The 9,760-nt window shown below is 58.4% G+C and carries 10 protein-coding genes (1 of these 10 only partly in view); 2 read left to right on the forward strand and 8 right to left on the reverse strand.

The genetic code is table 11. The features are described from left to right. Window positions 1-26 precede the first annotated feature (26 nt). The 8 genes from C2E19_RS01625 to C2E19_RS01660 form a co-directional block, all read right to left on the reverse strand. Window positions 27-344: a DUF2388 domain-containing protein gene (locus C2E19_RS01625; RefSeq protein ID WP_129387223.1), complete on the reverse strand. Its 318-nt coding sequence runs from the start codon at window positions 342-344 to the stop codon at window positions 27-29. A 108-nt stretch (window positions 345-452) separates the two neighbouring features. Further along, window positions 453-770 (reverse strand): DUF2388 domain-containing protein, encoded by a 318-nt coding sequence (locus tag C2E19_RS01630; RefSeq protein ID WP_007911658.1) that lies wholly within the window; start codon window positions 768-770, stop codon window positions 453-455. Between the two features lie 374 nt (window positions 771-1,144). Further along, window positions 1,145-1,360 carry a DUF1127 domain-containing protein gene (locus tag C2E19_RS01635; RefSeq protein ID WP_053116413.1) on the reverse strand — a complete coding sequence of 72 codons (216 nt, stop codon included), beginning with the start codon at window positions 1,358-1,360 and terminating at the stop codon, window positions 1,145-1,147. 321 nt (window positions 1,361-1,681) lie between these two features. Further along, complete coding sequence (locus tag C2E19_RS01640; protein ID WP_129387226.1) at window positions 1,682-3,175, reverse strand: acetyl-CoA hydrolase/transferase family protein; 1,494 nt, start codon at window positions 3,173-3,175, stop codon at window positions 1,682-1,684. Between the two features lie 214 nt (window positions 3,176-3,389). After that, a complete protein-coding gene (locus C2E19_RS01645; RefSeq protein ID WP_016985542.1) occupies window positions 3,390-4,823 on the reverse strand; it encodes an NAD(P)(+) transhydrogenase (Re/Si-specific) subunit beta in 1,434 nt (477 codons plus the stop codon). Further along, window positions 4,823-5,143: an NAD(P) transhydrogenase subunit alpha gene (locus C2E19_RS01650; RefSeq protein WP_003187417.1), complete on the reverse strand. Its 321-nt coding sequence runs from the start codon at window positions 5,141-5,143 to the stop codon at window positions 4,823-4,825. Before C2E19_RS01650 ends, C2E19_RS01645 begins: the two co-directional genes overlap by 1 nt. 15 nt (window positions 5,144-5,158) lie before the next feature. Further along, complete coding sequence (locus C2E19_RS01655) at window positions 5,159-6,280, reverse strand: Re/Si-specific NAD(P)(+) transhydrogenase subunit alpha (RefSeq protein ID WP_129387228.1); 1,122 nt, start codon at window positions 6,278-6,280, stop codon at window positions 5,159-5,161. Window positions 6,281-6,714: 434 nt separating this feature from the next. After that, window positions 6,715-7,614: a LysR family transcriptional regulator gene (locus tag C2E19_RS01660; protein WP_129387232.1), complete on the reverse strand. Its 900-nt coding sequence runs from the start codon at window positions 7,612-7,614 to the stop codon at window positions 6,715-6,717. Between the two features lie 158 nt (window positions 7,615-7,772). On the opposite strand from C2E19_RS01660, the gene C2E19_RS01665 reads away from it, so the two are divergent. Together C2E19_RS01665 and C2E19_RS01670 are read left to right on the forward strand one after the other, a co-directional pair. Next, window positions 7,773-8,954: an acyl-CoA dehydrogenase gene (locus C2E19_RS01665; RefSeq protein WP_129387235.1), complete on the forward strand. Its 1,182-nt coding sequence runs from the start codon at window positions 7,773-7,775 to the stop codon at window positions 8,952-8,954. Between the two features lie 13 nt (window positions 8,955-8,967). Then, window positions 8,968-9,760, forward strand: partial view of a CaiB/BaiF CoA-transferase family protein gene (locus tag C2E19_RS01670; protein WP_129387238.1) — the 5' portion only. The gene runs 428 nt beyond the window's last position; 793 of the gene's 1,221 nt are visible here — the first part of the coding sequence; it begins with the start codon at window positions 8,968-8,970; its stop codon lies beyond the right edge, outside the window.

Genomic DNA, 9,760 nt, shown 5'->3' on the forward strand with positions numbered 1-9,760 from the left:
GGAAAGATGACCAGGGACTGGGATAACTATTGGACGAGAATTGCCTCTGCCAGTTCAAGGTCGCTGACATGAAGTTTCGGCCGGGTTGTACGCAGGTAATGCAGCGCCGATTCCAGCCGGGCGCCTCGCCATTCACCCTCCGTGGCCACAAATGCTGCCGCGTCATCATGGGCGGCGAGCAACAGTTTACGGTCGAAAGGCGCTGAAGACACCATGCTGGTGGCGTAGCCGCTGACGACAGTGCCTTGTGTCGACGCATTGAAAGCATCAAAGGCATCGACCGACGTCGCCCAGCAGGCGGTGAACAATAAGGAAGGGATCAGCAGATTTGGAAGAAAGCGCATTGGACTCGGTAACTGTTGGCGAACCCAAAGGCTAGCGCAATGCCCGGGCCAGAGCCAGCGCCGAAACATCGGGACACGCCTGGCGTGTCCCGCAATGCTTTGCAGCCTTTAGATCGTCAGGATGGCCTGAGCCAGCTGTGCATCAGTCGCTTGCAGCTGTGGTGCCTGGTGACGGATATGGTCCAGTGCGCTTTCCAGCTTCACGCCACGAATCTCGCCTTCGCTGGCAACGAAGCTGGCGGCGTCATCACGGGCAGCCAGAACGATTTTGTCGTCACGGAAGGACGAGGTAACGTCGGAAGTAGCGTCAGAGGAAGACTTCAATGCGCCAACCACGGCATCGGTGGTGACGATGAAACTGGTGGCGCTGGCGTTGGCAGCCACGGCCAGCAGGGCGGCAGCGCTGAGCAGACGAAGACGGGACATAGGGTAACTCCTGTGGATAAACCGTATTGAGAGGTGGCTCGGTATCTGAGGAGTCAGACGCCTGTTGCGCATCATTCGCCACGTTCTGCGTGGATACTAGGCTTACATTCGAACGCCAAACCAGCATCCAGACGAAAAACCGTAGGAGCTGCCGGAGGCTGCGATCTTTTGCTTAGAATTTTCAAGATCAAAAGATCGCAGCCTTCGGCAGCTCCTACAATTGTTATGGTCTAATTTAAATTTATGTGAACTGTACTGGTTTGGCTTTTTAAAGGCCAAAACGACAAAACCCGTCGTGGTTTCCCACGACGGGTTTTGTTTGTTCAATTCGGGTTGCTGGCGGTGGGTCTAACGACCAGAGCCAGCGACGCTACTTAGCGCCAGAACGGCTTGCTCAGCTCTTCGTAGCGTTGTGCTTCGCTGATACCGGCATCAGCCAGCAGACGCGAATCCAGACGAGCCAGTTGATGGCGGCTGGAGATGCGGCGCTGCCACAACATCAGGTTGGCGAGAACGCGCAAAGGCATGGAAGCCTGGTTTTTTGCAGCTTTGTCTTCGAAGAACAGTTCGGAACTGAGTGTACGTTCCATGGTTGACATCCTTCCGCTTGTGGCGGGATCAGGTAGTGGTTTGACTGGTGCCCATGATCCTCTCGTTTGCCTAGTCTCTCTAGATACAGTTCAACTGTATTGTGAGTGACCAGTTAACTGTTTATACGGGGTGTACGGGTCAAAATTGGGCAAACTGTACCTGTCCGCACTCAAGTGGTGCGTTTTGGCTTGATTAGTCCGAAAAGGTAGGCAAATGCCGTAGGAAACGACCAGTACAGCAGTACAGTTTTTGTCGTTCTGAAAGCTTGCGAGATTCCGCTGACGCAAACTGTGTTTGCATCAGCAGTTTATCTGTGTGAATTACACCGCGAGCATGCGGCCGGTTTCTTCCAGATTCATGTGCCAGCTCAGCGCTTCACGCAGGATGTGCGGGGTGTGACCACCGATTGCACAGGCCGCCGTGAAGTAGTCATTCAGCGCCTGACGGAAGTCCGGGTGCACACAGTTATCAATGATCACCCGCGCGCGCTCCCGTGGCGCCAGACCACGCAAGTCGGCCAGACCGACTTCGGTCACTAGAATGTCGACGTCGTGCTCGGTGTGGTCAACGTGGCTGACCATCGGCACCACGCTGGAGATCGCGCCACCCTTGGCGATCGACTTGGTCACGAACACCGCCAGGTGCGCGTTGCGCGCGAAGTCACCCGAGCCACCGATGCCGTTCATCATCCGCGTACCGCAGACGTGGGTGGAATTGACGTTGCCGTAGATGTCGAACTCCAGCGCCGTGTTGATGCCGATGATGCCCAAGCGACGTACCACTTCCGGGTGGTTGGAGATCTCCTGCGGACGCAACACCAGTTTGTCCTTGTACTTCTCCAGATTACCGAACACGTCGCTGTTGCGGCGCTCCGACAAAGTGATCGAGCTGCCCGAAGCAAAGCTCAGTTTGCCGGCATCGATCAGGTCGAATGTCGAATCCTGCAGCACTTCGGAATACATGGTCAGGTCTTCGAACGGTGAATCGATCAGGCCGCACATCACTGCGTTGGCAATATTGCCGATCCCGGCCTGCAACGGGCCGAGCTTGTTGGTCATGCGCCCGGCGTCGACTTCCTGCTTGAAGAACGTGATCAGGTGATCGGCGATGGCATTGGTGTCGACGTCCGGCGACGACACGGTGGACGGCGAATCCGGCTGCTGGGTGATGACGATGGCGACAATCTTCTCCGGCGGAATCGGAATCGCCGTGCTGCCAATGCGGTCGTCGACTTTTACCAGCGGGATCGGCGTACGCGTCGGGCGATAAGTCGGAATATAGATGTCGTGCAAACCTTCGAGGTTGGCGTTGTGCGCCAGGTTGATCTCGACGATTACCTGTTTGGCGAAGATCGCGAAGCTCGCCGAGTTGCCCACCGACGTGGTCGGCACGATGTGGCCTTGCTCGGTAATGGCGACGGCTTCGATGACCGCGATGTCCGGCAGCTTCAGTTGCTGGTTGCGCAGTTGCTCAACGGTTTCCGACAGGTGCTGGTCGATGAACATTACCTGGCCGGCGTTAATCGCCTTGCGCAAGGTGCTGTCGACCTGGAATGGCATGCGTCGCGACAGTACGCCGGCTTCGGTCAATTGCTTGTCGAGGTCGTTGCCCAGGCTGGCGCCGGTCATCAGGCTGATCTTCAGCGGCGTGACCTTGGCGCGCTCGGCCAGTGCGTGAGGAACGGCTTTGGCTTCGCCGGCACGGGTGAAACCGCTCATGCCGACGGTCATGCCGTCCTCAATCAGAGCGGCGGCGTCGGCGGCGCTCATCACTTTATCCAACAACGAAGGCAGGCGAATACGGTCACGGTACATGGATTATTATCTCGGGAAGCGAGTAGCAGGATGCGCAGTCTAGTGAATTTGACGGGCGCCTGTCCCGCTACCAAGGTCGCAAACGAGGCGTCTATTCAGCGGGTTTCAAGTAAAACACCGTTACCGGATCTGCAACAACGCGGCAAATTGTCCGACTGTTTGCGCAAACAAAAACGCCCCAACAAGTCGGGGCGTTCGGTGCAACAGCGGAGGATTACTCGACCGCTTTGACCATGTCTTCGATGACTTTCTTCGCGTCGCCGAAAACCATCATGGTCTTGTCCAGATAGAACAGCTCGTTGTCCAGGCCGGCATAGCCGCTGGCCATCGAGCGCTTGTTGACGATGATGGTCTTGGCCTTGAACGCTTCGAGAATCGGCATGCCGGCAATCGGCGACTTCGGATCGTTCTTCGCGGCCGGGTTGACCACGTCGTTCGCGCCGAGCACCAGCACCACGTCGGCCTGACCGAACTCGGAGTTGATGTCTTCCATCTCGAACACCTGGTCGTAAGGCACTTCGGCCTCGGCGAGCAGAACGTTCATGTGCCCCGGCATACGACCGGCAACCGGGTGGATCGCGTACTTCACGGTCACGCCACGGTGGGTCAGCTTCTCGGTCAGCTCTTTCAGCGCATGTTGTGCACGCGCTACTGCCAAGCCATAACCCGGCACAATGATTACGGTGTCGGCGTTGGTCAGCAGGAAAGTCGCGTCGTCAGCCGAACCGGATTTCACCGGACGGGCTTCTTTCGCACCGGCGGGACCTGCATCGGCCGTGTTGCCGAAACCGCCGAGCAGTACATTAAAGAAGGAACGGTTCATCGCCTTGCACATGATGTACGAGAGGATCGCACCGCTCGAACCCACCAGGGAACCGGCAATGATCAGCATCGAGTTGTTCAGCGAGAAGCCGATACCTGCCGCCGCCCAGCCCGAGTAGCTGTTAAGCATCGACACCACCACCGGCATGTCGGCGCCACCGATCGGGATGATGATCAGCACACCCATCACGAACGCCAGCGCCAGCATCAGCGCGAACGCAGTGAGGTTACCGGTGAACATGAAGGTCAGGCCGAGAGCGAGCGTGGCCAGACCCAATACTGCGTTGAGCTTGTGCTGACCGGCAAACTGTACGGGTGCGCCCTGGAACAGCCGGAACTTGTACTTGCCCGAGAGCTTACCGAACGCAATCACCGAACCGGAGAAGGTGATCGCACCGATGGCTGCGCCGAGGAACAGCTCCAGACGGTTGCCCGTCGGGATCGAGTCGCCGAGCTGTTTAACGATACCCAGCGATTGCGGTTCAACGACTGCGGCGATAGCGATGAACACTGCCGCAAGGCCGATCATGCTGTGCATGAAGGCGACGAGTTCCGGCATCTTGGTCATTTCAACGCGTTTGGCCATGATCGAACCGGCGGTGCCGCCGACCAGCAGGCCAACGATCACGTAACCGATACCGGCAGTGGCCAGCTCAGCCCCGAGCTTATAGATGAGGCCGACGGTGGTGAGGATCGCCAACGCCATGCCGAGCATGCCGAACAGGTTGCCGCGCCGCGAGGTCGTCGGGTGCGATAGGCCTTTGAGGGCCTGGATAAAGCAGATCGACGCGATCAGGTAGAGCGTCGTGACGAGATTCATGCTCATTACTTCGGCGCCTCTTCTTTTACTTTCGGGGCTTTCTTCTTGAACATCTCAAGCATGCGGCGGGTGACCAGGAAGCCACCGAACACGTTGACCGCAGCCAGCGCCACGGCGAGGGTGCCCATGGTTTTGCCCAGCGGCGTGACGGTCAGTGCGGCCGCGAGCATGGCGCCGACGATCACGATTGCCGAGATGGCGTTAGTCACTGCCATCAATGGCGTGTGCAGCGCAGGTGTAACGTTCCAGACCACGTGGTAACCGACATAAATCGCCAGCACGAAGATGATCAGGTTGTAGATACCGGGGGAGATAAGCTCTTCCATCGTCTGAATCCCTGCTTAGGCGTTTTTGCGGATGACTTGGCCGTCGCGGCACATCAGGCACGCGGCGACGATGTCGTCTTCGAGGTTGACGTCGAACTGGCCTTCTTTGGTGAACACCAGCTTGAGGAAGTCCAGCAGGTTGCGCGCGTACAGTGCCGAGGCGTCTGCAGCGACTTCGCCGGCCAGATTGGTCGGGCCGCAAATGGTCACGCCATTCTCGATCACGACTTGATCAGCCACGGTCAGCGGGCAGTTGCCACCCTGAGCCGCGGCGAGGTCGATGACTACCGAGCCTGGTTTCATCTGCGCCACGGTGTCGGCGCTCAACAGCGTCGGCGCCTTGCGGCCGGGAATCAGCGCGGTGGTGATGACGATGTCAGCCTGTTTCGCGCGTTCGTGTACGGCCTGCGCCTGACGCTGCATCCAGCTCGCCGGCATTGGCCGCGCGTAACCGCCGACACCGACGGCGCATTCACGCTCTTCATCGGTCTCGTAAGGCACGTCGACGAACTTGGCGCCGAGGGATTCGATCTGCTCTTTTACCGCCGGACGCACGTCGGACGCTTCGATCACCGCACCCAGGCGTTTCGCCGTGGCAATCGCCTGCAACCCGGCCACGCCAGCGCCAAGAATCAGCACGCGCGCCGCTTTCACGGTGCCCGCAGCGGTCATCAGCATCGGCATGAAACGCGGATAGTGGTGAGCGGCCAGCAACACAGCCTTATAGCCGGCAATGTTCGCCTGGGACGACAACACATCGAGACTCTGCGCGCGCGAGGTGCGTGGCGCCGCTTCGAGGGCAAACGCGGTAATGCCGCATTCGGCCATCTTCGCGATAGTTTCGTTGTTGAACGGGTTGAGCATGCCCACCAGCACCGTACCGCGCTTGATCAGCGTCAGTTCGGCATCGCTTGGGGCGACCACTTTGAGAATCAGCTCGGCGCCAAACGCATCATTGGCACTGCCAATGGTTGCGCCTGCCGCTTCATAGGCACTGTCGACAACACTGGCTTTAACGCCGGCGCCGGTTTGCACAGTGACCTTATGACCTTGGCTGATCAGCTTTTTAATGGTTTCCGGGGTTGCAGCAACCCGTGTTTCACCGGTCTGGGTTTCGAGAGGAACACCAATGTGCACGTCAAATCTCCTGCGTGATCTTATTGAGTAAACCCATGCACTACGGATGGTGCGACTGGGGCGGCCGATCAGCACGATCCCGCCAAATCAGGGCGGGGCGCGGCATTTTGCAGGCGAACTTTATGCCCTTCAAGGGATTATGACGGGTGACGGAAAATTAACTACAAGTCATACCGTGACCGAATGTCGCACATGGACGGTCGAATCCCTTACAGGCCGTGCCCTGCAAGGATTCTGGCTGAATAACGAAAAATTTCTTATCGGTGGCGTGAATAGGCAGTAATGAGTCGTTGATGAAGGCTCAAAGCCACGTGGTCAGGCGCTTGTGGGACGTCTGTACGACTTTTGGGTACAGTCAGTGAAATTGCGACAAATAGTTATATCTGTAGGGCTTCTATTTTCCTGACTACGGGGTTAGTTATCGCTGTAAGCCTTTATCCTTCTAGGCTGTAGCTCTGTGCCTGATTCACCAGCCAGTCACGAAATGCCTTTAACGACGCCGATTCGACTTTTCGCTCGGGAATCATCAGGTAATAGGCCTTGATGCTGGAGAGTGCCTGCGGGTTGGCAATCACCAGACGCTTCTCGGCCAGCTCGCGCTGAATCAGGAACGGCGGAATCAGCGCAATGCCCATGTCGTGCATGGCCGCTTGGGCGAGCATGGAGAATAGCTCGTAGCGCGGGCCTGTCATGTCGCGGGGGATATTCAGCTGTTGCGAGTTGAACCACTGGCGCCAGGCATAAGGCCGCGTGGTCTGCTGCAGCAGTGGCAGTTCAGCGATGGCTTCGGCTGTCAGATGCGTCTTGTTGCCGAGTAGGGCAGGGCTGCACACCGGCATCGGATTCTCGCCCATCAGCCTGTGGGATTCGGTACCGGACCAATCGGCATCGCCGAAGTAGATCGCTGCATCGAATTCGGTGTCGGCAAACAGAAAGGGCCGGGTGCGGTTGGTCAGGTTGACCGTGACTTCCGGGTGCTTGAGCTGGAAATCCTTGAGGCGCGGCAGCAGCCACTGCGTGCCGAACGTCGGCACCACCGCCAGTTCGATCACATTGGTGCCTTGCTGGCCCATCACCGACAGCGTGTCGCGCTCCACTGCATCCAGTTGCGTGGCGACCCGACGACTGTAGGAAAGTCCCGCCTCGGTCAGCTTCACCCCGCGTCGCGAACGGCGGAACAGTTCGACGCTGAGGAACTCCTCAAGGCTGGCGATCTGTCGGCAAATCGCGCCCTGGGTGAGGGAAAGCTCTTCGGCGGCCCGGGTAAAACTCTCGTGGCGTGCGGCAGCCTCGAAGCTGATCAGGGCGGTGGTACTGGGGATCTTCCTGCGCATGTACATCAACCTCACTAATGCGCCGCATAAAAGGCATTTCGCGACGTTTCGGAGTGAGAAATTAGCACAACAGAATGCGAAATCCTCGTTTGCCGCGACGGCGAACCACGCCTAGGATCAATGCCACGTTAATTCACCCGATTTGCGAGGACACACTCATGGGCGGTAAAGCTAGCTTCAACTGGATCGATCCCCTGCTGCTGGATCAACAGCTCACCGAAGAAGAGCGCATGATCCGCGACACCGCCGAGCAGTTCGCTCAACAGAGCCTCGCACCGCGTGTTCTCGAAGCTTTCCGTCATGAGAAGACTGACCCGGCGATCTTTCGCGAAATGGGTGAAGTCGGCCTGTTGGGTGCGACCATCCCCGAGCAGTACGGTGGCAGCGGCCTCAACTACGTAAGCTACGGCCTGATTGCTCGCGAAGTGGAGCGGGTCGACTCCGGCTACCGCTCGATGATGAGCGTGCAGTCCTCGCTGGTAATGGTGCCGATCAACGAATTCGGTACCGAAGCACAGAAACAGAAATACCTGCCGAAACTGGCTTCCGGTGAATGGATCGGCTGCTTCGGTCTGACCGAGCCGAACCACGGTTCCGACCCGGGCGCGATGATCACCCGTGCACGCAAAGTCGAAGGCGGTTACAGCCTGACCGGCGCGAAGATGTGGATCACCAACAGCCCGATCGCTGATGTGTTCGTGGTCTGGGGTAAGGACGATGCCGGCGACATCCGTGGTTTTGTACTGGAGAAGGGCTGGAAAGGCCTCAGCGCTCCGGCGATTCACGGCAAGGTTGGCCTGCGCGCGTCGATCACCGGCGAGATCGTCATGGACAACGTGTTCGTCCCGGAAGAGAACATCTTCCCGGAAGTGCGCGGTCTGAAAGGCCCATTCACCTGCCTCAACTCTGCGCGCTACGGCATTTCCTGGGGCGCACTGGGCGCTGCCGAGTTCTGCTGGCACACCGCTCGCCAGTACACACTGGATCGTCAGCAGTTCGGTCGTCCATTGGCCGCTACTCAGTTGATCCAGAAAAAGCTGGCCGACATGCAGACCGAGATCACGCTGGCCCTGCAAGGTTGCTTGCGTCTGGGTCGAATGAAGGATGAAGGCACGGCGGCGGTCGAAATCACTTCGATCATGAAGCGCAACTCGTGCGGCAAGTCGCTGGACATCGCCCGTATGGCGCGCGACATGTTGGGTGGTAACGGTATCTCCGATGAGTTCGGCGTGGCGCGTCACCTGGTCAACCTGGAAGTGGTAAATACCTATGAAGGTACTCATGACGTCCATGCGCTGATCCTCGGGCGTGCGCAAACCGGTCTGCAGGCGTTCTATTAATAGGAGAGCGACCATGGGCGCGCTGTCGCATCTGCGGGTACTGGATTTATCGCGAGTGCTGGCCGGGCCATGGGCCGGGCAGATCCTCGCCGACCTTGGCGCCGAAGTGATCAAGGTCGAGCGCCCGGGTAATGGTGACGACACTCGTGCCTGGGGGCCGCCCTTCCTTAAGGACGCTTACGGCGAGAACACGTCAGAAGCGGCTTATTACCTGTCAGCCAATCGCAACAAGCAATCGGTGACCATCGACTTCACGCGTCCTGAGGGGCAGAAGCTGGTGCGGGACTTGGCGGCAAAGTCCGACATCCTTATCGAGAACTTCAAGGTCGGTGGTCTCGCGGCGTATGGGCTGGACTATGAGTCGCTGAAGGCACTCAACCCGAACCTGATCTATTGCTCCATTACCGGGTTTGGCCAGACTGGGCCGTATGCCAAGCGTGCGGGCTATGACTTCATGATTCAGGGGCTGGGCGGGCTGATGAGTCTGACCGGTCGACCTGAGGGTGACGAAGGGGCTGGGCCGGTAAAGGTTGGCGTAGCGTTGACGGATATCCTGACGGGGCTGTATTCGACTGTCGCGATACTGGCGGCGTTGGCTCATCGCGATCACGACGGTGGTGGTCAGCACATCGATATGGCGTTGCTGGATGTCCAGGTTGCGTGTCTGGCTAACCAGGCGATGAACTATCTGACCACAGGCAATGCACCCAAGCGTCTGGGTAATGCTCATCCGAATATCGTTCCCTATCAGGATTTCCCTACGGCTGACGGTGACTTCATTCTTACCGTGGGTAATGACGGGCAGT

It is taken from the genome of Pseudomonas sp. DTU12.3, from assembly GCF_004124275.1.
GTDB classification, from domain to species: domain Bacteria; phylum Pseudomonadota; class Gammaproteobacteria; order Pseudomonadales; family Pseudomonadaceae; genus Aquipseudomonas; species Aquipseudomonas helmanticensis.